The 21,488-nt window shown below is 66.2% G+C and carries 20 protein-coding genes; 9 read left to right on the top strand and 11 right to left on the bottom strand.

The window, feature by feature from the left end; translation table 11 throughout:
- Positions 1-10 precede the first annotated feature (10 nt).
- Positions 11-937, top strand: a complete 927-nt coding sequence (locus tag ARTSIC4J27_RS11205; protein ID WP_013600945.1) for an alpha-E domain-containing protein — start codon at positions 11-13, stop codon at positions 935-937.
- Positions 934-1,785 (top strand): transglutaminase family protein, encoded by an 852-nt coding sequence (locus ARTSIC4J27_RS11200; RefSeq protein WP_050055281.1) that lies wholly within the window; start codon positions 934-936, stop codon positions 1,783-1,785. The genes ARTSIC4J27_RS11205 and ARTSIC4J27_RS11200 overlap by 4 nt, the downstream gene beginning before the upstream one ends.
- A 21-nt stretch (positions 1,786-1,806) precedes the next feature.
- Here the strand turns inward: ARTSIC4J27_RS11200 and ARTSIC4J27_RS11195 are convergent, their stop codons facing one another.
- The 3 genes from ARTSIC4J27_RS11195 to glgC all read right to left on the bottom strand — a co-directional run bounded on the left by ARTSIC4J27_RS11195 (position 1,807) and on the right by glgC (position 5,232).
- The gene (locus tag ARTSIC4J27_RS11195) at positions 1,807-2,274 is read right to left on the bottom strand and encodes a pyridoxamine 5'-phosphate oxidase family protein (RefSeq protein WP_050055585.1); all 468 of its coding nucleotides are present in this window, start codon (positions 2,272-2,274) and stop codon (positions 1,807-1,809) included.
- Between the two features lie 16 nt (positions 2,275-2,290).
- On the bottom strand, positions 2,291-3,742 hold the full coding sequence (locus tag ARTSIC4J27_RS11190) for an SDR family NAD(P)-dependent oxidoreductase (RefSeq protein ID WP_050055280.1): 1,452 nt from the start codon (positions 3,740-3,742) through the stop codon (positions 2,291-2,293).
- 80 nt (positions 3,743-3,822) lie between these two features.
- Positions 3,823-5,232 (bottom strand): glucose-1-phosphate adenylyltransferase, encoded by a 1,410-nt coding sequence (glgC, locus tag ARTSIC4J27_RS11185; RefSeq protein ID WP_050055279.1) that lies wholly within the window; start codon positions 5,230-5,232, stop codon positions 3,823-3,825.
- A 102-nt stretch (positions 5,233-5,334) separates the two neighbouring features.
- Between glgC and glgA the strand changes: the two genes are divergently transcribed.
- The gene (glgA, locus tag ARTSIC4J27_RS11180; protein WP_050055278.1) at positions 5,335-6,540 is read left to right on the top strand and encodes a glycogen synthase; all 1,206 of its coding nucleotides are present in this window, start codon (positions 5,335-5,337) and stop codon (positions 6,538-6,540) included.
- An 85-nt stretch (positions 6,541-6,625) separates the two neighbouring features.
- On the opposite strand, the gene ARTSIC4J27_RS11175 is transcribed toward glgA, so the two are convergent.
- Together ARTSIC4J27_RS11175 and ARTSIC4J27_RS11170 are read right to left on the bottom strand one after the other, a co-directional pair.
- Complete coding sequence (locus ARTSIC4J27_RS11175; protein WP_050055277.1) at positions 6,626-8,737, bottom strand: acyl-CoA dehydrogenase family protein; 2,112 nt, start codon at positions 8,735-8,737, stop codon at positions 6,626-6,628.
- 101 nt (positions 8,738-8,838) lie between these two features.
- Positions 8,839-9,591, bottom strand: coding sequence for a TetR/AcrR family transcriptional regulator (locus ARTSIC4J27_RS11170; protein ID WP_083435421.1), 753 nt, complete (start codon positions 9,589-9,591; stop codon positions 8,839-8,841).
- On the opposite strand from ARTSIC4J27_RS11170, the gene ARTSIC4J27_RS11165 reads away from it, so the two are divergent.
- Genes ARTSIC4J27_RS11165 through ARTSIC4J27_RS11155 form a run of 3 tightly spaced genes read left to right on the top strand, consistent with a single transcriptional unit; the run spans position 9,590 to position 13,219 of the window.
- Positions 9,590-10,948: an acetyl-CoA C-acetyltransferase gene (locus tag ARTSIC4J27_RS11165; RefSeq protein WP_050055276.1), complete on the top strand. Its 1,359-nt coding sequence runs from the start codon at positions 9,590-9,592 to the stop codon at positions 10,946-10,948. The two genes, ARTSIC4J27_RS11170 and ARTSIC4J27_RS11165, sit on opposite strands and share 2 nt — an antisense overlap.
- A 10-nt stretch (positions 10,949-10,958) precedes the next feature.
- Positions 10,959-12,299, top strand: coding sequence for a 3-oxoacyl-ACP reductase (locus ARTSIC4J27_RS11160; RefSeq protein WP_050055275.1), 1,341 nt, complete (start codon positions 10,959-10,961; stop codon positions 12,297-12,299).
- Positions 12,296-13,219, top strand: a complete 924-nt coding sequence (locus ARTSIC4J27_RS11155; protein WP_050055274.1) for a MaoC family dehydratase — start codon at positions 12,296-12,298, stop codon at positions 13,217-13,219. The genes ARTSIC4J27_RS11160 and ARTSIC4J27_RS11155 overlap by 4 nt, the downstream gene beginning before the upstream one ends.
- Here ARTSIC4J27_RS11155 and ARTSIC4J27_RS11150 read toward each other — a convergent pair.
- From ARTSIC4J27_RS11150 to ARTSIC4J27_RS11135, 4 genes are all read right to left on the bottom strand, one after another.
- Positions 13,216-14,349 (bottom strand): FUSC family protein, encoded by a 1,134-nt coding sequence (locus ARTSIC4J27_RS11150; protein ID WP_235436647.1) that lies wholly within the window; start codon positions 14,347-14,349, stop codon positions 13,216-13,218. The two genes, ARTSIC4J27_RS11155 and ARTSIC4J27_RS11150, sit on opposite strands and share 4 nt — an antisense overlap.
- Before the next feature lie 80 nt (positions 14,350-14,429).
- Entirely contained in the window at positions 14,430-15,539 is a 1,110-nt protein-coding gene (locus tag ARTSIC4J27_RS11145; RefSeq protein ID WP_050055273.1) for a serine hydrolase domain-containing protein, read from the bottom strand.
- Positions 15,540-15,571: 32 nt separating this feature from the next.
- Positions 15,572-16,663, bottom strand: a complete 1,092-nt coding sequence (locus ARTSIC4J27_RS11140; RefSeq protein ID WP_050055272.1) for a glutathione S-transferase family protein — start codon at positions 16,661-16,663, stop codon at positions 15,572-15,574.
- Between the two features lie 9 nt (positions 16,664-16,672).
- Positions 16,673-17,413: a M50 family metallopeptidase gene (locus tag ARTSIC4J27_RS11135; protein WP_050055271.1), complete on the bottom strand. Its 741-nt coding sequence runs from the start codon at positions 17,411-17,413 to the stop codon at positions 16,673-16,675.
- 133 nt (positions 17,414-17,546) lie between these two features.
- Between ARTSIC4J27_RS11135 and ARTSIC4J27_RS11130 the strand changes: the two genes are divergently transcribed.
- Entirely contained in the window at positions 17,547-18,011 is a 465-nt protein-coding gene (locus tag ARTSIC4J27_RS11130) for a GatB/YqeY domain-containing protein (protein WP_050055270.1), read from the top strand.
- Between the two features lie 82 nt (positions 18,012-18,093).
- On the opposite strand, the gene ARTSIC4J27_RS11125 is transcribed toward ARTSIC4J27_RS11130, so the two are convergent.
- Positions 18,094-18,396 carry a DUF4193 domain-containing protein gene (locus tag ARTSIC4J27_RS11125; protein WP_009358564.1) on the bottom strand — a complete coding sequence of 101 codons (303 nt, stop codon included), beginning with the start codon at positions 18,394-18,396 and terminating at the stop codon, positions 18,094-18,096.
- A gap of 210 nt (positions 18,397-18,606) precedes the next feature.
- Between ARTSIC4J27_RS11125 and ARTSIC4J27_RS11120 the strand changes: the two genes are divergently transcribed.
- Positions 18,607-19,749, top strand: a complete 1,143-nt coding sequence (locus ARTSIC4J27_RS11120; protein ID WP_235436646.1) for a glycosyltransferase family 9 protein — start codon at positions 18,607-18,609, stop codon at positions 19,747-19,749.
- On the top strand, positions 19,746-20,717 hold the full coding sequence (locus ARTSIC4J27_RS11115; RefSeq protein WP_050055269.1) for a glycosyltransferase family 9 protein: 972 nt from the start codon (positions 19,746-19,748) through the stop codon (positions 20,715-20,717). Before ARTSIC4J27_RS11120 ends, ARTSIC4J27_RS11115 begins: the two co-directional genes overlap by 4 nt.
- An 85-nt stretch (positions 20,718-20,802) precedes the next feature.
- Here ARTSIC4J27_RS11115 and ARTSIC4J27_RS11110 read toward each other — a convergent pair whose 3' ends face one another.
- Positions 20,803-21,468, bottom strand: coding sequence for an SGNH/GDSL hydrolase family protein (locus ARTSIC4J27_RS11110; protein ID WP_235436645.1), 666 nt, complete (start codon positions 21,466-21,468; stop codon positions 20,803-20,805).
- Between the last annotated feature and the right edge of the window lie 20 nt (positions 21,469-21,488).

Below are 21,488 nucleotides of genomic sequence, written 5' to 3'. Positions count from 1 at the left end.
GTAACCGCGAATGCTTAGCCGAATTGCCGAGTCCCTTTTCTGGATCGGCCGGTACGTGGAACGGGCCGACGGCACCGCCCGTATCCTCGACGTCCACCTGGAACGCCTGAACCACCTCCCCATGGAGGAACGCAAGAGCGTGGCACAGGAGCTCCTGGCGGTGATGGGCGCGCGCCCGCAAAGCGAGGACTTCGGCCTGCCGGAGCTGCTGCACGCCTTGGCCTACGACAAGACCAGTGCCACCTCCATTGCCGGGTCTCTCGGCGCTGCCCGCGAGAACGCCCGCCGCGCCAGGGAAACTGTTTCGTCCGGCCTGTGGGAGAGCCTGAACACCACCTATTACGGGCTGAGCCAGCACCGCAAGGACGTGGTGGGCACCTACCGGTTCTGCAACTGGACCCTGGAACGCACCGCCATGGTCAGCGGCCTCGCCGACACCACGGTGAGCCATGATGAGAGCTGGCTGTTCCTTGTTCTGGGACGCTCCCTGGAGCGGGCCGACATGACCGCACGCATGCTTTCCACCCGCGACGTCCTGTCCGCTGGTATGTCCTGGGTGAACATGCTCCGCTGCGCCGGCGCCTACGAGTCCTTCCTGCGTACCCGGCGGGCCGCCTTCGGTGACCAGCACGCGGCAGAATTCCTGCTGCTGGACCGGCTGTTCCCGCGCTCCATTGTGTACGCCCTGCGCGACGCCGACGAGTGCCTGGCCAAACTTGATCCCTCGGCCCAGCGGGTGGGCTTTATCAACGACGCCCGCCGCATCGTGGGGCAGGCCCGCACCTTCCTGGAGTTCCACCGCACCGACGACCTCATGTCCGAGCTGCCCGAACACATGGAGCGGGTGCAGAAGGCAGTGTCCCAGGCCTCGGACGCCATTTCCCGTAAGTACTTCAATCAGGCGGACGAACTGGCCTGGGTGGGAGAAGTTTCATGACCCGGCTGAGCATCGTGCACAAGACGGCGTACAAGTACAACAAACGCGTCACCCTGTCCTACAACGAGGCACGGATGACGCCGCTGACCGACTCCCAGCAGGTGGTGCTGGAATCGGTGGTCAAGGTGTCGCCTTCGCAGGCGGCCGTCAGCAGCTACCGGGACTACTGGGGGACTAGGGTCACTGCGTTCGACATGCAGATGCCACATGAGCACCTTGAAGTGGTCTCCAACATCACGGTGGAAGTCCACCGCGCCGAGAAAATCCCATCCGAGTCCGATATCGCGGGCTGGGACGTCCTGGCCGCGCCCGAAACGCTCAACACCTTCAGCGACTGGCTTCCGCAGTCCCGGCTGAGCGGGCCCGGCGACGAAGTCCTGGGCCTCATTCCCGCTGTGGTCGAAGGGAAGAACCCGCACGAGGCTGCGATGGCGGTCTTTGAGTGGATGCGCGGCGAGATGACCTACATGTCCGGCTCCACGGCTGTCACCACCAACGCTGAGGAAGCCTGGGGCCAGCGAAAGGGCGTGTGCCAGGACCTGGCACACCTTGCTATCGGTGCGCTGCGCAGCTGCGGCATTCCGGCCCGGTACGTGTCCGGGTACCTGCACCCGCGCTCCAGTGCCGGCATCGGTGAAACGGTGGCCGGGCAGTCGCACGCCTGGCTGGAGTGGTGGGACGGGGACTGGCGGAGCTGGGACCCCACCAACCACAAGCCTGCCGGGGATTTCCATGTCACCGTGGCCCGGGGCAGGGACTACCGTGACGTGCCCCCGTTGAAGGGCATCCTGTCCGGCGGCGGCGGATCGGCGTTGAGCGTCAGCGTGGAGATCACCCAGCTCGCCTGACCGGCACGGTTTCGAAGCGGGTTACTCCGGGGAGGCTTTGGCCGCGCCGCTGAGCTGGGTCCACCAGGTTAGCGGTTCGGTGACTTTGAAACGCCGGCCGGTGATGCTGTCCGGCGTGATCCGGACGAACGCGTCCTTCTTCCCCGCCTGCCAGGGGAACAGGTACAGCTGGGTGGTTTCCATGATCTGTTCGGTGCCGGTAACGATGTCGGCCGTGCCCTTGGCCACCACGCTCCAGGCCAGCCCGGTGCCGGGATCCACGCCGTCCGCTTCCAGGGCCACGGCGGCACCCTTCGAGGAGCCGGCCAGCTTGGTGCCCTCACCGGTCCGGAAGACGAGCGTTCCGCCGTCCACGGTGTAGTTGACTGGGAAGATGTCCGGGCGCCCGTCAGCAAGGACCGCGAGCCTGCCCACGGACACCGTCCGCAGCATGGCCCAGCACTCGTGGTGTTCCAGATTCTGTACGTCAGGGGAAGTCTCGCGGTTCATGCCGCTGAGCATACGCCTACCAGGGGCTGGGCTTGTAGTCCTTGAGGAACACCCCGTACTGGTCTTCGCCGTTCTCGCCCATGACGATGGGGTCGTAGACGCGGGCGGCTCCGTCCACCAGGTCCAGGGGCGCGTGGAAGCCCTCTTCCATGAGCCGGACCTTGGTGAAGTGGGGGCGTTCGTCCGTGATCCAGCCTGTGTCCACGGCGGTCATGAGGATGCCGTCGGTTTCCAGCATCTCCTGGGCACTGGTCCGGGTCATCATGTTCAGCGCAGCCTTGGCCATGTTCGTGTGCGGGTGGCCGGGGCCCTTGTACGCACGCGAGAACTGGCCCTCCATGGCCGAGACATTGACGATGTACTTCCGCCGCGCCGTGGACAATTTCATGGCCGGCCGCAGCCTGCTGACCAGCAGGAAGGGGGCTGTGACGTTGCAGAGCTGGACTTCGAGCATCTCCAGCGGATCCACCTCGTCCACCACCTGCGTCCAGCTGTTGATGGTTGCCAGGTCCGGCACCAGGCCGCCGGCGTCGATCGCTGTTCCCGAGGCGATCCGCTCCAGCGAAGCCGAACCCGTGGAAAGCGCCAGTGAAGTGATGGCATCTCCGGCGAGCACCGGGTGCTCGGTGACGCTGCTGGCCAGCGCCAGGGGGTGCTTGTCGTGCGCGTGGCCGAACGTCACCAGCTCGGGGCCGCCGTTGGCCTGTTCGAGGGCTGCCGGCAGCGGCTCATCCTCCGCATCGACCAAAGGCTTGTAGGCATTACCGGACCGGCGCACGGTCTGGGCCGCGTTGTTGATGATGATGTCCAGCGGGCCGGCCTCGTTGAGTGAGTCGGTCAGGGCCATCACCTGGGCGGGGTCCCGCAAATCGATGCCCACGATCCGGAGCCGGTGCAGCCACTCACCGCTGTCCTCCATGGCGGCGAACCGACGGGCGGCGTCCTTGGGGAACCGGGTGGTGATGGTGGTGTGGGCGCCGTCCCTGAGCAGCCGGAGCGCGATGTACATCCCGATCTTGGCACGTCCGCCGGTGAGCAGCGCGCGCCGGCCGGTCAGGTCGGTGCGGGCGTCGCGCTTGGCGTGGTTGAACGTGGCGCATTCCGGGCACAGCTGGTGGTAGAAAGCGTCCACCTGCGTGTAGTGCTGCTTGCAGATGTAGCAGGGGCGGGACCTGATCAGGTGCCCGGCCACCTTACCGGTAGTGGAGGGCGCCAGCTTGTTGCCGCGGGTTTCGTCGTCGATCCGGTCCGGCGCCGCGGTGGCCGTCAGGGCCAGGACCGCCCGGTCCGCCTCGGAGATGAGGTCCCGTTTGGTGACGCGGCGGTGCCTCTTGACGGCCTTGAACATCTTGCCGGTGGCGCGGCGCACCGAGATGTAGTCCGGGTGCTCCTCGTCATAGGCGTGGATCGTGTTGAGGACCTTGAGGCATGCCTGGATTTCCTCAGGCGTCAGATCGGGGGAGCTCATTGTACTGATTTTACAGCCTGGAACTCCCCGCGGCCCCCACTGCACAGGGGACCGCCGGGGGAGTATCCATGCCGAGCGGTTCAGGAAATACGTGCTCCGGGTGCTGCTTCCGCCGCCGCGGCGGCGTGTGTCGCGGCTACCTTGTCCACGGACTGGCGGACTTCGGGGTACTGCTCTGCGGCGGCCTTCACGGCGTTCGGCACGAGGTGCAGGTTCGCCGCTGCCAGCTGCCGCTCCTTGTCACCGGGTTCCGGGACTTCCTGGCCCTTGGACAGCACGGTGATGCCGGATTCGGTGACCTTGAAGCCGCGGGAACGGTCCAGCTCGGGATCCAGTCCGATCGCTGCGCCTGCCGGGACCTTGACGTTCTTGTCCAGGATGGCCCGGTGGATGACAGCGCCCTCGCCGACATACACCTTGTCCATGAGGACGGAGTCGATGACGCGGGCGCTGGTACCCACGAAGACGTCATTGGAAAGGACTGAGCCTTCCACAACGGCGCCGGAGATCACCACGCCGCTGGAGACGATCGAGTCCAGGGCGGTGCCGACGGTGTTGTTCTGGCCGCGGACAAACTTGGCCGGCGGGGAGATGCTCTGCCGGGTGTAGATGGGCCATTCGGAGTTGTAGAGGTTGAAGACCGGCAGCGGGGAGATGAGGTCCATGTGGGCGTCGTAGAAGGAGTCGATGGTGCCGACGTCGCGCCAGTAGGTGCGGTCCCGCTCGGTGGAGCCCGGGATGTCGTTCAGCGTGAAGTCGTAGACGCCGGCCTCGCCCTTGTTGACGAAGTACGGGATGATATCCCCGCCCATGTCGTGCTTGGTGTCCAGCCGCTCGGCGTCCACGTGCAGCGCCGCCACCAGGGCGTCGGCGTCAAAGACGTAGTTGCCCATGGAGGCCAGGAACTGGGACGGGTCCGCTGCCAGGCCAGGCGTGCTGGCGGGCTTTTCGACGAAGGCCGCGATCTTCTGGGGATCGTTCTGGTCCACTTCGATCACGCCGAACTGATCGGCCATGTGCAGCGGCTGCCGCACCGCCGCGACCGTTGCCTTGGCACCGCTGTTGACATGCTGGGCCACCATCTGGGCGAAGTCCATGCGGTAGACGTGGTCGGCGCCCACCACCACAACGATGTCCGGGTTGGCGTCGTGAATGAGGTTCAGCGACTGGTAGATGGCGTTCGCACTGCCCAGGAACCAGCTCTTGCCCACACGCTGTTGCGCCGGGACGGAGGCAACGTAGTTGCCCAGCTGGGTGGACATACGCCACGTCTCGGAGATGTGCCGGTCCAGGCTGTGCGATTTGTACTGGGTGAGGACAACGATCTGCAGATAGCGGGAATTCACCAGGTTGGAGAGGGCGAAGTCGATCAGGCGGTAACTTCCTGCAAAGGGCACCGCCGGTTTCGCGCGGTCTGCCGTCAGTGGCATCAGCCTGTTTCCCTCGCCGCCGGCGAGGACAATGGCCAGGACTCTTTTGTTCAACGGCATAATGGTCGCTCCTGTACGCCTTCGTAACTCCCCAAGACAATCCGGCATGCCCGGACTCCTTCACACTAGAACAGTTATGCGTGAAGGACTACCTTGGGTCTTGTGCGAATAGACATTGTGACTAAAGAGTTTCCGCCGGAAATTTACGGTGGCGCCGGGGTCCACGTGGCCGAATTGAGCAGGGTGCTTAGTAAGCATGTTGACCTGCAGGTTCGTGCTTTTGGGGCTCCGCGCGACACCGACTATCATGGCGCGGCGGTGACCTCCTACGCGGTGCCGGAGGACCTCGGCTCAGCCAACGCCGCTGTGCAGACGCTGGGGGTGGACCTGCGGATCGTTCCGGACATCGAAGGCGCGGACCTTGTCCATTCGCACACCTGGTACGCCAACATGGCAGGGCACCTCGCGTCCCTGCTCCACGGAATTCCGCACGTGCTCAGCGCCCACAGCCTGGAACCGCTGCGCCCCTGGAAAGCGGAGCAGCTCGGCGGCGGGTACGCCTTGTCCTCCTGGGTGGAAAAGACCGCCTACGAGGCAGCGGCGGCCATCATCGCCGTCTCTGAGGGCATGCGGCAGGACATCCTGCGCAGCTACCCCAACGTGGATCCGGCCAAGGTGCGCGTGGTCCACAACGGCATCGACGTTGAGATGTGGCACCGTGACGAGAACGACGACGCCGTCCGCGCCCTGGGTATCGACCCGGAGAAGCCCAGCGTGGTCTTTGTGGGCAGGAACACCCGCCAGAAGGGCGTCCCCTACCTCCTGCGCGCGGCGGCAAAGCTCCCCGCCGACGTCCAGTTGGTCCTGTGCCTGGGCGCAGCCGACACCCCGGAGCTCGCCGCCGAGACGGCCCGCCTGATTGAGGACCTGCAGCGCGAACGCACCGGCGTGGTGCTCATCGAGCGCATGCTGCCCCGCCACGAACTGATCCAGGTGCTCAGCCACGCCACCGCCTTCGCCTGCCCGTCCATCTACGAACCGCTGGGCATCGTCAACCTGGAGGCCATGGCGTGCGGCGCTGCCGTGGTGGCCAGTGCCACCGGCGGCATCCCTGAGGTGGTGGACCACGGCCGAACCGGCCTGCTGGTGGACCTGGAGCAGGTCACCGACGGAACCGGCACACCGCTTGACCCGGAAAAGTTCGTCACCGAATTCGCTGCCGCACTCACCGAGGTGGTGTCGGATCCTGCCCGCGCCCGTGCCATGGGCCAGGCCGGCCGGAAGCGTGCCGAGGAACATTTCTCCTGGGAGTCCATTACCGAGACCACCCTCGAGGTGTACCGCTCCGTGCTGCCGGCACAGGGCTGACGTTACCCGAAGGTACTAACGACGACGGCGCCGCCCGCCTCGCAAGGTGGGCGGCGCCGTCGTGATTGCTGCCGTTGGGGGACGGCTACTTCCGGTTCCCGGCCGTCCGCGCCAGCAAGACCTTCTCGTCCACCGGCGCCTTGCCGCTGGCCCGCTGGCTGCGGAAGTAGGCGCGCGCCTCGTCCTGCCGTTCCTTCTCGGCGCCGGTGGCGATCGCTGCGCGCACGTGGTCTTCCCCGTAGCCGAAGGCATCCACGAGGTCCAGGGCATGCGGGCGGATCTTGACCAGCAGCCTGTTGATGTACTCACCCACCGTCCGGCCGCGCTGCATGGAGAGGCGGCCGTTCATGAGGTACCAGGACAGGTTCTTCTCGATCAGGGACAGTCCGAACAGGTCCCGCAGCCAGGTCAGGACCGTTTTGGTGCCGGGATCGGCAACCTCGCGCAGCGCGTCCGTGAAGGCCTCCCACTGGAGCAGCTCTGCATGGGCCTGCGCGGCGTCGATCAGTTCGTTCTGGTGCCGGTTGAACAGGGCCGCGCCCTGCTCGTGCGACAACCGGCCCGAGCCCTTGAGCGCGGCGGCGGCTTCCGCCACCATGGCCTGCACCCGGTCGGTGAGCAGCGCACGCTGGCCTTCCTCGTCGCGAAGGGCGAGGGCGGCCTTCTGCACCGAGCCGGTGTCGGCGACGAACTGGGCCACCTGGCGCAGGCCGGTCCGGTGGATGGCCGCCCCGGTAGCCTGGCCCACCACGTACCGGGCCAGCACACCGAAGTCCACGCTGCGGAATTCCTTGGCATAGTCAGCCAGCAGCCGTTTGGCCACGAGCTGCAGCAGCACGGTGTTGTCGCCTTCGAAAGTGGCATAGACATCCAGGTCCGCCCGCAGCGAGGCGAAGCGGTTCTCAATCAGGAAGCCGGCGCCGCCGCAGGCTTCCCGGCATTCCTGCAGGGTGTCCAGCGCATGCCAGGTGCTGAGCGGCTTGAGCGCGGCAGCGAGGGTTTCCAGGTCCTGGCGGTCTTCGTCGGTGTCGTGCGCTCCGGAAAAGACGTCGTCGAACTTCTGCAGCAGCTGCTCGTGGGCAAAACCGGCCGCATAGGTGGTGGCAAGCCGGGTGAACAGGCGTTTCTGGTGACGCTGGTAGTCGAGCAGGACTTCCTCTTCCGTATGGGAGGAGGCGTTGAACTGGCGGCGTTCGGTGGCGTACTGGACGGCTGCCTTCAGGGCCACCTTGGAGGCTGCCACGGCGGCACCGTCGAGTGACACGCGGCCCTGCACCAGAGTTCCCAGCATGGTGAAGAAGCGGCGGCCGGGGCTGGCGATGGGGGAGGTGTAGGTCCCGTCGGCGTCCACGTTGCCGTAGCGGTTGAGCAGGTTGGCCCGCGGGATACGGACGTTGGTGAAGTGCAGGCGGCCGTTGTCGATTCCGTTCAGCCCGCCCTTGATGCCGTCGTCCTCGCCGCCGATGCCGGGCAGGAACTCCCGGGTCTCCGGGTCCCGAAGGTCCACATAGAAGGCATGGACACCGTGGTTGACGCCGCGGGTGACCAGCTGGGCGAACACCACCGCGCCCAGGCCGTCAATAGCCGCGTTGCCGATGTAGTCCTTCCAGGCCGCGCGGAACGGCGTGTGCACCACAAATTCCCCGGCTGCGGGATCGTACGTGGCGGTGGTGGCGATGCTGGCTACGTCCGAGCCGTGCCCGGTTTCGGTCATGGCAAAGCAGCCGGGGATGGCCAGGCTCATGATGCCCGGAAGCCATTTGGCGTGGTGCTCTTCGGTCCCGAGGTGCATCACGGCCGAACCGAAGAGCCCCCACTGGACACCGGCCTTGATCTGCAGCGACGGGTCCGCCACCACCAATTCCTCGAAGCCGGCGATATTTCCGCCGTGGTCATCTGAGCCGCCCAGCGACTCCGGGAAGGCACGGTGCACGGCCTCGTTCTCCACGAGGTACTTCAGCTGCCCGAACACCCTGGCACGGTGTTCGGTGTGCGTGAGCCCCTCGATCTTGTGCAGCTCGGGGCGCGCGGCAAGTGTCCTGGCCTGGCGCCGGACCTCGGCCCACTTCCCCAGGAGCTGTTCACCCAGCACGTCGACATCGACGGCCGGTTGTGCCTCAGCTGTCCTCGAGGCGGCAGCTGCCACTGTTCCGGGGCGCTGCCTTCTTCCGGCGGGACGGTCAACTAGTTCAGTCATCTCGTAGTCCTTCGTTGGTGCTGACAGATGTGTGGTGGTGCTGCGGCTCACTGGTGCTGCCGCTTGGGTTCTTTGGACCATTGCGGAGATGCGGTGAGGCGTTACGTCCGGGCAGGTGCTGACAGCTCGGGGGCGATGCCGACGCAGAGCCAGTCGGTGATCTGCAGCGCCATCGCTTCCTGGCCGGGCTTGGCAGGGGAATCGGGGGTGCTGAGCCACTGTTCGCCCGCGTTCCGCACCATGCCGATGGCAGCTTTGGGCCAGTAGCCGATGACCGCTTCCTTGCCGTCACCCAGGTGCGAGCGCATGGGCGTGGCAATCATTTCCGCCACGGCGTCAAAGAAGTGCCCCAAAGCGGCGGATCCCGCCCCGGGGTCCCGGGCACTGTCCGCGTCGACGGCAGGGCTGGTCACAAAGGTGTAGACGTTGGGGCTGGTGCTGGCCATCTGCAGGTAGGCGGTGACCATGGCCAGCAGACCTTCGCGCGGAGTGTCGGCACTCTGCGCAGCCTCCCGGATCCGGTGCTGCATCCGGCTGAGGACAACCTCGCCGACGGCCTGCTGTAGTCCTGCCTTGTCGCCGAAATAGCGGTAGAAGACGGACTTGGAGGTACCGGCGGCAGCCGCGATGTCCTCCATCGAGGCGTCGCTGCCCAGTGCGTGCACGGCCCGGCGGGCTGCCTTGATCAGCTCGCGGCGCCGTTCCTCCCGGTGGCTCTGCCAACGGGACGCGCGGCCGTCGCCACTCACGGCGGCGGACGCGGGCGAGGAACCGGTTTGCTGGATGTTCACGATACCCAGCGTATCAGGTACGCTGGGTATCGGTAACCGCACGTGACCCGAGGAGATATCCATGTCCATTGACGGACAGAACACCGCCGGACCCGAATCCGGCGCTACCGCCGCAGCTGCCCCAGGCCTCCGCCGGGCAGTCGTTGTTGGCGGCAACAGGATCCCGTTCGCCCGGGCCGGCGGGGCCTATGCCAAATCCTCGAACCAGGACATGCTGACGGCGGCCCTGGACGGGCTGATTGCACGCTTTGGCCTGCAGGACGAGCGGATCGGGGAAGTGGCCGCCGGTGCCGTCCTGAAGCACTCCCGGGACTTCAACCTCACCCGCGAAGCAGTCCTCGGCTCCGCTTTGTCACCCGAGACCCCCGCTTATGACCTCCAGCAGGCCTGCGCCACCGGGCTCGAGACGGTGGTCGGCCTGGCCAACAAGATCAAGCTGGGCCAGATTGACTCGGGTATCGCCGGCGGTGTGGACTCCGCCTCCGACGCACCCGTGGTGGTCAGCGAAGGGCTTCGCGAAGTCATCCTCGACCTCAACCGGGCCCGGAGCCTTCCGCAGCGGCTGCAGATCCTCAGCCGCCTCCGGCCCAAGGACCTCGCCCCGCTGGCCCCCGGCACGTCGGAGCCGCGGACCGGGCTTTCCATGGGTGAACACCAGGCTCTCACCACCTCGCAGTGGAAGGTCTCCCGTGAGGCGCAGGACGAACTGGCGCTCAACAGCCACCGCAACCTGGCAGCGGCCTACGACGCCGGATTCTTTGACGACCTCATCACCCCATACCGCGGACTGACCCGCGACGGGAATCTGCGTCCTGACACTTCACTGGACAAGCTCGCAGGGCTCAAGCCGGTCTTCGGGAAGAACCTCGGCGCCGACGCCACCATGACGGCCGGCAACTCCACTCCGCTGACCGACGGCGCTTCCACCGTACTGTTGGCCTCCGAGGAGTGGGCCGACGCCCGCGACCTGCCCAAACTTGCTGCTGTGGTGGACGCTGAAGCTGCGGCAGTGGACTTTGTGCACGGCAAGGACGGCCTGCTGATGGCGCCGGTCTTCGCGGTGCCCAGGCTGCTGGCCCGGCAAGGACTCGCCTTGGCGGACATTGACTTCTTCGAGATCCATGAAGCCTTTGCGTCCACTGTCCTGAGCATGCTCGCCGCCTGGGAGGACGAGGACTTCGGGCGGACCAGGCTTGGCCTGGACGGCGCGTTCGGCAGCATTGACCGGTCGCGGCTGAACGTCCACGGCTCCTCCCTCGCTGCCGGCCACCCCTTCGCAGCGACCGGTGGCCGCATCGTCGCGTCGCTGGCCAAGACGCTGCACGCCAAGGCCCGCCAGGAAGGCCGGCCCGCGAGGGGCCTGGTGTCGGTCTGTGCGGCCGGCGGCCTGGGCGTTGCCGCGGTTCTGGAATCACTGTAGGGGGCACCGGATGACTGACACATATGCACAACTCGTTAACCACGGCCTGGGCAGGAATGTGGCCAGGAAGCTCGGACTGCCCCAGCCGGCAGTCCTGCGCCGCTACCAGCCCGGCCAGCCGCTGGTCACCGGGCCCATCGTGGTCCAGGGTGATACTGCCGGCGCCGACAGCCTGGCTGCGGAACTGCTGTCCTGGGACCTCGACGTCAGGAGGCATGCAGTTCCCCGGGAGAAGCTCGGGGGCATCATCCTGGTCCTGGATGAAGTGGCACGCCCGGAAGACCTCGGAAAACCGGTTCTTGCCGCCGCGGCTTCCCTGCGTGACCTCAGCCCGGGAGGCCGGATCATCACCGTGTCCAGGCCGGCTTCCGACGCTGCCTCGCCTGCCCAGGCAGCCGCCCGGCAGGGAGTAGACGGATTCCTGCGCTCCCTGGCCAAGGAACTGCGTGCCGGCGCCACGGGCAACGGCGTGCTCCTGGGTCCGGACGTGGGGACAACAAGCCCCAGCACGCTGGGGGCCGTCCGGTTCTTCCTCTCCGGCCGGTCCGCCTTTGTGGACGGACAGTTCGTGACCGTATCGACGACCGCGGGGGAACTTCCGGAAGACGCCGGGAAACCGCTGGCTGGACGGGTCGCCGTCGTCACCGGGGCGGCGCGGGGGATCGGTGCTGCCATCGCCAGGACCCTGCACCGCGACGGAGCCACACTGGTGCTGGTGGATATCCCGGCGGCCGGTGATCATCTGGCCGCGGTGGCCAACGAGGTCAAGGGCACTGCCCTCCAGTTGGACATCAGCGGGGAGGACGCAGGGCAACGGATCCTGGAGCATGCGGTGCAGCGGCACGGGGGCCTCGACATCATGATCCACAACGCCGGCATCACCCGGGACAAACTCCTCGCCAACATGGATGAGTCCCGCTGGAGTTCCGTGATCGATATCAACATTGCCGCGCAGCTGCGGATCAACGAGGCCCTGCTCGCCTCGGAACACTTCGGCAGGTCTCCCCGCATAGTTTCGGTGGCGTCCACCAGCGGCATCGCCGGCAACCGGGGACAGACGAACTATGCAGCTTCCAAGGGAGGCGTGATGGGGATGGTCCGGGCCACCGCTCCGCTGATCACTGCCCAAGGGGGAACCATCAACGCCGTCGCCCCGGGCTTCATCGAAACCGAGATGACCGCCCGGATACCTTTTGCCTTGCGGGAGTTGGGCCGGCGCCTGAATTCGCTGCAGCAGGGCGGGCAGCCCACGGACGTGGCGGAAACCATCGCCTTCTTCGCCAGTAGCGCCGCCGGCGGGATCAACGGCGAGGTCCTGCGGGTCTGTGGACAGAACCTGGCGGGGGCATGATGCCCGCGCAGCCGGTGATCCTGGGGGAGATGCCGTCGCTTTCCAAGCTGTACGTCAATGCCGCGGCACAGGCGGCCCGCCGGCGGCTCCTGGGGGCCCATGACGGTTCCGCCCTCCCGGCTGAAAGCCATGAGGTCCGCGGGGTGGCGGTGGACGTCGGGAACCTGACTGCCTACCAGCACCTCATTGGTGAGACCGCCAGCGATGTCCTGCCGGCCGGCTTCATCCACGCACTCGCGTTTCCCGTCGCCATGAGCGTGATGAACCGGGACGACTTTCCGCTTCCGCTGCTCGGCATGATCCACCTCCGGAACCAGGTGGAACAACGGTCCCCGGTGCTTTTCACTGACGCCCTGGACATCACGGCCCGGGTGGAGAACCTGCGCGGTCACCGGGCCGGCACCCAGGTGGACCTGGTCAGCGAAGTGCGGCTGGCGGGGTCGGCAGAGACCTGCTGGCGGGGTGTCTCCACCTACCTCGCGAAGGGGGTCTTCCTGCCCGGGATCGACAAACCGTCGCCTGCGCCGGTCCGGGCCGATTTCAAGGCCCCCGACCCCACAGCCCTGTGGCAGCTTGGAGTTGATACCGGCCGGGCCTACGCGGCCGTGTCCGGCGACTTCAACCCTATCCACCTCAGCGTGCTCTCGGCGAAGGCTTTGGGAATGCGCCGCTCCATCGCCCACGGAATGTACCTGGCTTCCCGGGCGCTTGCCGACGTCGGTGCTGTCCGCGGGGATTCCTTCAGCTGGGAGGTGGACTTTGAGGCGCCGGTGTTCCTTCCCTGCCGGGTGGCCCTGGACATCAGCACCGTTCAGGGTCCTGGCGGAACATGGGAGCGTTCCGATTTCACAGCCTGGAACCCCCGGTCGGGCCGCCGGCATTTCAGCGGCTCCGTTGCCTTGCTCCAGCCCGTCCTTTAGGACGCCGCGGACTCGGTGCCCGGACGGACGGACCGCAGGATCCGGTGCAGGCTGAGCAGGATCGACTCCGAGGCCGGAACGGCGCCCTCGTCCACGTCCCTGGCGGCGGTGGTTGCCATGCAGGCTTCCACCGCCGCCTTGGCTGCCGTGAAACGCTCCGCCTGCCGGTCCGGATCTTCGTTGCTGAAGGAGCACAGCAGTTCCCCTGTTGCGGTGATGGCGTCGGCCAGCGGAAGGTTGTCCTGCAGGGGGACGGTGTACGGCACATCGCTTTCCCAGATCACGTCGGACAGGACGTCGGTCATGTCCTGGACGTGGAACGAGACCCGCTCCAGTTGCCGAAGATTCTGGTAATCCAGATCGATGTCGCGTGGATGGAGCTTGCGCCGGGGGTTGGCCCTTCGGCTGGCGTCGGCCTCCTTGACGAGGTGCCGGACCGAGCGGGTGGCCGAGGCCAGCTCGTCCGAACGGCGCGACCATTCTTCGTGCTCGGGCGGCCACTCTTCCCTGAGCGCGGTACCCATGTCCGTCATCTGCCTGCCCAGGGCGAGGCGGAGGTCGTCCAGGCTCGCCGCCGCCGCTTTGAGGTGCAGAGGGGGGAAGACCAGGAAGTTGACGGCAATACCCACTGCGACGCCGGCACCCATCTGCACCAGGTAGCCGAAGGAAAAGTCGTCGGCATTGCTTCCGCCCACCAGCAGGACCAGCAGGGCCGCCGTCGGAATCCAATCACTGCCTGAGCCGAGGCCCGGCAAACCGCCCAGCAGCACCCCTATCCCCATAAAGATGGCCACCGTCAGTGGTGAGGGGTCGGTAATATTCACCAGGATCACGGCGAGCCCGATGCCCACGGCCAGCCCGGTGAGGGCCTGCACGCCCTGCCGGACCGAGCCCGCAACGTTGTGGTACATGGCCACCAGGGCTCCCAGGGGCGCGTAGTAGGCATAGTGTGCCGCGCTGCCGGGCATCAGCGGGGCAATGAGGAAGGCGAGACCTGCGGCCAGTGCCGCTTTTGCCGCCAACTGCAGCCGTTGTGCAGCGAACGCAGCGGACAGTCCTTCGACTGCCTGCTTCAGGAATCGGGTTCCCCCGGCCCACCGGACGGCCGGTCGTGCTTGAGATTTGCCCATCCGGCCAACACTAGGGTGCCTGGTCCGCAACCACAAAGGCGCAGGTCAGGTCCCCGCAGAAATCGGGCCGGGCGGCCAGTTCAGGACAAAACAGCCGCTGAACGGCGAACGGCAGCAGCCAGCCGGTGCGCCTTTCCGGGGGTCCGCCCGTCCTCCGCGCGCCGTGGAACGTAACCAAAACCGAGGCCGTAGGCGGGGTCGGCGAACCCGAGGGCGGCGTTGGCTCCTTCGTGGCCGAACGCGCGGTGGCTGCCGAAGTTCCGGGACGGATGCGGTTTCATAAACACCACGGCGAAGGCGTTGTCCAGCCCGGATGACCGGTCCAGGCCCCACACCTGCTCCTGGGACATCAGCTCCAGTGTCTGTGGGGTGAGGAAACCCTGCGTGCCGTCAACTCCCGTGGTGGCCGCCGCGTAAAGCCGGGCCAGTCCCTCCGCGGAGCCCACCCCGCCGGCAGCGGACATACCTGCGCTCCGGACGCTGCGGATATTGGGCAGTTCCATGATGGTGCTGACGGGTGCGTTGCTGTTCAGTCCCTCGAGGCTCAGGGGATCGACCCACGGCTCGTCCGCAGCCGCGGTGTAAAGGACATCCCGGTAACGGGGCTCCAGCTCTGCGGGGAGGCCGAGGAAGAAGTCGATGCCCAGCGCTGTCCGGATCCGCCGGTCATAGATGCTTTGCAGGGATTCCCCCGCCGTGCGGCGGCACAGTTCCTCCATGATGATTCCAATGGTCAGTGCGTGGTAGCCGAACTGCCGGCCGGGCTGCCAGGAGGGCTGCGCCGCGGCCAGCCGGGCAGCAGCCTCAGCAGTGGTGAACTCATCCAGGGCGAACCCGCCCTCCACCCCCATGAGGCCGGCCTGGTGGGACAACGCCTGCCGCACCAGGAGCCGGTCCTTGCCATGGACAGCGAACTCGGGCCAGTACTTCGCCACGGGGGCGTCAAGGTCAAGCAAACCGTCCTGGACCAGGAGTGCGATGACCATGGCGGCCACTCCCTTGGAGCAGGAGTAGGCACCCGTGATGGTTTCCTGGTCCATGTCCGGGCCGCCGGCAAGCTGGACCACTTGGGCCCCGTTCCGGTACGCGGCCAGTTGCGCACTGTACTGCGGGTCCTCGGCCAGGAGGGATTCGAACAACTCCTGTACATTTGCGAAACCGGGCGCTACAAAGCCTTGAGAAATCTGCATCCCGTCAGTCTAAAGCGAGAAACCGCTTTCCTTCAGGAAGTAGCGCCGTGCCCCGGCGCAACTTCCTCACCGGGCTTCACCGGCCCAGGCGGCGTTCCGTCTCCGAATGGCCTTCCCCCCAGTGACTCCCTCCCGTGAGGTTCAAGCCATCCGCCAAGCGCGGGGCCGGCGGGAACGATCCCCGTGGGATTAATGTCTTCGTGCACGATGTAGTAGTGCTGCTTGATCTGGACAAAGTCGATGGTGTCCCCGAATCCGGGAGTCTGGAAGAGGTCGCGGGCATATCCCCACAGTGCCGGCATCTCACTGAGTTTCTGCCGGTTGCATTTGAAGTGGCCGTGGTAGACGGCATCGAACCGGGCCAGGGTGGTGAACAGCCGCACGTCTGCTTCGGTGATGGTGTCGCCCACCAGGTACCGCTGCCGGGAAAGGCGCTCTTCCAGCCAGTCCATGGCCGTCCAGAGCCGTTCATAGGCAGCGTCATAGGCTTCCTGCGAACCGGCGAAGCCGCAGCGGTACACACCGTTATTGACCTCGGTGAACACCCGCTTGTTGACCTGGTCGATCTCGTCCCGGAGATGGCCGGGGTACAGCAGGGGTGCGCCGGGCCGGTGGAACCGGGTCCATTCGGTGGAAAAGTCCAGCGTGATCTGCGGAAAATTATTGGTGACCACCTCACCGGTTGTGACGTCCACGATCGCAGGGACAGTGATTCCGCGGGGGTAGCCCGGGAACCTTTTGAAAAAGGCCTGCTGGAGGCGTTCAATGCCCAGGACCGGATCCAGGCCGCCGGGGTCCAGGTCAAACGTCCAGGACCGGGCGTCGTGGGTGGGGCCGGGCTGGCCAAGGGAAATCGCATCCTCAAGCCCCAGGAGGCGCCGGACAATCACAGTCCGGTTGGCCCAGGGGCAGGCCCGTGCCGCAATAAGGCGGTAGCGTCCGGCCTCAACCGGCCAACCGGGTTCTCCTTTGGGGCCGGGCCTGCCGTCGGCCGTGATCCGGTCTTCGATGTAGTTGGTGTCGCGGTTGAACTCCGCGCCGCCCGTTACGTAGGCGCCGCGGGTGCTGTGCCCGGCGGGTTTGCCACTTGCCGTCTGCTGGGTGCTGTCCGTTTCCTGGCTCATAAAACCACCCTATGCGCCCTGCCGCAGGATTGCTGAGATTGGCTGCCAGGCCGCCAGCCAGGATCCGGCCACCAGGGCAGCAAACAGGAGGATCCAGACGCCGGAGGGGACCGCCGTCGCGCGGTACAGCAAGTAGGCGTCGGACGTGGCAAGCCTGTCCCTCCGGCGCAGGTGGACATGGGTGAGCTTGCAAAGGTCCCGTACCGCACCGACCAGGAGTACCAGGCCCAGAATGACTGTTACGTGGCCGGCAAACGCTGCAGGAACCAGGAAAATCAGCGCAATGCAGCCAAGGATCGCTCCAGTGGTGATCAGGAAGCCTGCGGCGTTGCGGAGGAACATCAGGGTGGCGGCCAGGGCCACGGCACTTGCAGCAATCACAGCCGGCCCCCATCCATTAAATCCGCACCATGCAAATGCTGCGCCAACCAGGGCGGGCACGGGGTAGCCCCAGAAGCAGGACCAGGCGGTGGCAAGCTTGCTCCGGCTGTAGGTGGTGGTGGTGCCTGAATGGTCAAACCTGAGCCGGATGCCGGAGAGCCGCTGTCCGCTGGTGACAGCAGCGACGGCGTGTCCCAGTTCATGGGTGGCGGTGGCGAGCAGGCCCACGTACCGCCAGGAACGGCGGGGGATTGCCAAGGCAGTGGCGACGCACACCACCAGCAGCAGCTCAGTGGCGGTGATGGTGGGGATATCCGTTCGGCCGAATGCATCCAGGAACGTGGTCCAGGGGTCGGTGGGGAGGCTCACGGGGTGCGGTCCGGGAAGGGGTGGGCTTTTTCGGGCATAAGCCCCTACGGTACTAGGGATGGCTGGGTGCGGCCGGAGTACGGTGCCGCCCAGCGAACAAGGGCCAACTGGAAACCAGGAACAGAGGAACAACGTGTCATCACTGAAAGAACGGCTGCAGGCCGACGTGGTCATCCACATGAAGGAGCGCAACAAAACCGCGCTCACCACCGTCCGGAACGTCCTGGGCGAAATCGAGACCCGTGAGAAATCGGGTAAAACTCCGGTGCAGCTCGACGACCTGCAGGTGACGTCCCTGCTGCAGAAGGAAGCCGCGAAGCGCCGCGAAACGGCGGGAATCTACGCAGAAGCGGGGCAGCCGGACCGTGCCGCGGCGGAAATCGCTGAGGCGGAAGTCATAGAGTCGTACCTGCCCAAACCGCTGTCGCAGGAGGAAGTCGAGGCGATCGTGGACGAGGTCATTGCCGGACTGCGCGCCGCAGGCCGTGAGCTGACACCGCGGCAGATGGGCGAAGTCATGAAGCCTGTGACGGCGGAGGTGGCAGGGCGCTTCGACGGCAAGGAAGTCAGCCAGATCGTCCGGCGGAAGCTCGCTTAAAGGCGAGAGGCACGTCTCCCGATGGGACGTGCCTCTTGCTCAGTTGGAATGGCTGAATCCGCCGCTCCACATGACCGCCTGATTAGCCCTCGCACTCGGTGCAGTAGCTGTGGCCGTCTTTCTGGCGCGCAATCTGCGAGCGGTGGCGGACCAGGAAGCATGAGTAGCAGGTGAATTCGTCATCGGCCTGCGGAATGACCTGCACCACGAGCTCCTCGGCGACGAATTCGCCGCCGGGTACGCCCGCACCGTCCAGGCCGTCAGCTTCGTCCAGCTCAAGCACAACGCTGCGTGCGTCGGGAGCATTTGCTGACTGGAGCTGCTCGAGTGAGTTGTCCTGCGATTCCTTGACGTCGGAACGCAGTTCATCGTAATCGGTTGCCAATTTAGGTGCTTCTCTTTTCTTTGGTTCGTCTGTCGCGTATGAAACGTACAGCATCATCCGGGTATTCCCCAATAGCCGGAGTATATTGACCGCCCTCTGGGTACAGGTTTAAACGAAGGCCGGGGCAGTATTCGTTCTGCTGCGCCGGCCGCAGGGGCAGGGGAGGCCGTCGGAAAAGAAGCGGCCCCGGCTTGAGTCGAAGGGGTATATGTGGAGCAGCTGACTGCAGAATTTGGTGGTGCCGGACAGGCCGGTATGGGCGTTGGTCCCGTCCTCGAAAAGTTCGATGCAGTGGACAGGATTGCCGTCCTGCGCGGCGGCGGCCTGGGTGACCTGATTTTTGCCATCCCTGCCATGGCCGCGCTGAAAGCAGCTTACCCGGGGGCTGCCATAACGCTTCTTGGCACTCCAACGCACCAGGCACTGATAGCCGCGACAAAAAGCCCGGTGGACGAAGTCTGTGTCCTGCCCTTTTCCGAAGGCGTCCGGCCAGGCGAGGAAAACGAGGAAGAACTCGACCGGTTTTTCCAGGACATGCGGGAACGCCGCTTTGACCTGGCAGTCCAGCTCCACGGCGGCGGACGGTACTCGAATCCGTTCCTGCTCCGGCTGGGCGCCCGGCATACGGTGGGGACCCGCACACCGGACGCGGCGAGCCTCGAGCGTACAGTCCCTTACCTCTATTACCAGCATGAACCGCTGCGGGCCCTCGAAGTGGCGGGTTTCGCCGGCGCGTTCCCGGTTGACCTTGAGGCGCGGCTCGCTCCGGCGGAAGGGTTGCGCCTCTTTTCGGGAACGTCCGACGACGGCACCCAGCCTTTGGTGGTGATGCATCCCGGCGCCACCGACCCCCGCCGTCGTTGGCCCGCCGGGCGGTTCGCCGAATTGGCTGCGGCCTGCGCCGCCGACGGCTTCGAGGTCATTGTTGCGGGGGACAAGAGTGAGCAGGAACTTGCCGCAAGCATCGTCCAACTTGCCGCCGCGGGACCGGTCCGGTCCCTGGCGGGAGAACTGGACATGGCTGGTCTGGTGGCGCTCCTGGCCGGAGCGGCAGTGGTAGTGGGAAACGACAGCGGCCCGCGGCACCTTGCACAAGCCCTGGGCGTGCCCACCGTGGGAATTTTCTGGGCCGGAAATGTCATCAATGCCGGGGCGCTTGGCAGGAGTCTTCACCGCCTCCACGCCTCCTGGGTTACTGCCTGCCCCACCTGCGGGATCGATGTCACGCAGGTGGGCTGGACGGCGCCACGCTGCGCCCATGACGATTCCGTGGTGGCCGGCGTTTCGGTGCGTGATGTGCATGAGGACGTCCGCAGCCTGGCGGCAACTGATGTGAGCGGGCAGGGCGTATGAGCCTCCAGGAGACTGCGTCCGCCGCAACGGCCAATGAAGTGCATGACGGGAAACCCGAACTCCTGGTCCTCCGGGCGCTCAAACTCGGGGACCTGCTCGTCGCAGTGCCGGCACTAAAGGCCCTCCGCCGGACCTTCCCGGAGCACAGGCTCCGGTATGCGGCCCAGGGATGGTTGTCCGAGGCATTGGGACTCGTCGGCGGTTATGAGCTTTTCCCCACCCATGGCCTTGATGAGCCTTTGGCCATGGAGCCCGGCATTGTGGACGTTGCCGTGAACCTGCACGGCAGCGGGCCGGAAAGCCAGGACCGGATCGAGGCGTTGCAGGCCCGGCAGACAATAGGGCACCGCAGCCAGTACCGGGATGGTCCGCCGTGGCGTGCCGAACTGCATGAACGCGAGCGCTGGGTGAAGCTCCTGGAATGGCACGGCATCGAGGCCGACCCTTTGGATATCCACCTGAACACACCCCACGTGCCGAGCCCGGTTCCCGGCGCCACGGTTTTGCACGTGGGCGCCGCTTACGGCAGCCGCCTCTGGCCGGCTGAACGCTTCGCGGCAGTCGCCTCCACCCTTGCCTCGGCGGGGCACAACGTTGTCTTCACCGGTGGGAGCGGAGAACGGGACCGCGCCCTGGACGTCTGCCGCCGGTCCGGCTTTTCGGAGGACAGGGTGCTGGCGGGGCGGCTGGGGCTGGCCGAGTTTGCAGCAACCATCGCAGCAGCACGGCTTGTAGTCTCTGCGGATACCGGAGCAGCCCACCTGGCGTCTGCGTACGGGACGCCGTCAGTAGTGCTGTTTGGGCCGGCTCCACCAGAGATCTGGGGTCCGCCCCCTGGTCCGCACGTTGTCCTGACGCGTGCCGAACTTCGGCGCGGCGACACCTTTGCAGACCAACCGGATCCCGCATTGCTGGCCGTTACCGTCCAGGACGTCCTGGCGGCGGTGCGGGAGTTGGGCGTGATGTAGGTCCGGCAGGGCACAGCCAGATCAGGTACCGGGCGGCCGGGGCAAGCATCCGCGCATCCTGCACCCGCATTGACGCCGGCAACGGTCATTGCGCCACGACAACCGAATGCGGGCCGGGATGGGCAAGCCGAACCAGTGCGGCGATGGCCCGGGCTATCTTCCGTCCGCCTTTGGCCGACGGCTCGATGGGGTTCGCGTAGTCCGCGTCCTGGCTGCAAATGAGCCTTAGGTCTACCAGTGCTGTTCCCTGCGAAAAGGCAGCCCTGGTAATGGAATCATTGAAAAGGGCCAGTGCCGCCTTGATGACCTTCTGGTTCGGCTCGGAGGACGGCGTGTCGTAGATGGTGCATAGCGCCGTCGGCAACCCCAATGCCAGGACCGCAGCCAGCATGGCCCGGTAGTCGGCGTCGAACCTGTCCCTCGCCTCCGCCAGCAGCAGCAGCGCCCCGGCAACTGAGGCGGATTGCTCCTGCAACAGCGGCACGTAGCCCAGCGCGTCGTTTCCACCGACGCTTACCACGAGGTGGCTCGCGTCCTCAGGCAGGCGGCCAAGCTGGCGGGCGACGCCGGTGGTGACGTCCCCGTCGATCGCCAAAAGGGAGCATGTCCACCCCGGCAGTTCCTGCCGCAGCTGGGTGACGACGTCCGGGCCGCCACTAACGTAGGCGCCGTTGTCGAAGATGGAATCGCCCAGGAGCACCACGTGGCCCGGCTCACGGCCCTGGTCGGCTGCATTATTCATGGATGCCATGTTCCACCCTTGCCCGCTCA

The sequence above is a fragment of the Pseudarthrobacter siccitolerans genome (assembly GCF_001046895.1).
Classification (GTDB): Bacteria; Actinomycetota; Actinomycetes; order Actinomycetales; family Micrococcaceae; genus Arthrobacter; species Arthrobacter siccitolerans.
This window is presented reverse-complemented; position numbering and strand designations above follow the sequence as displayed.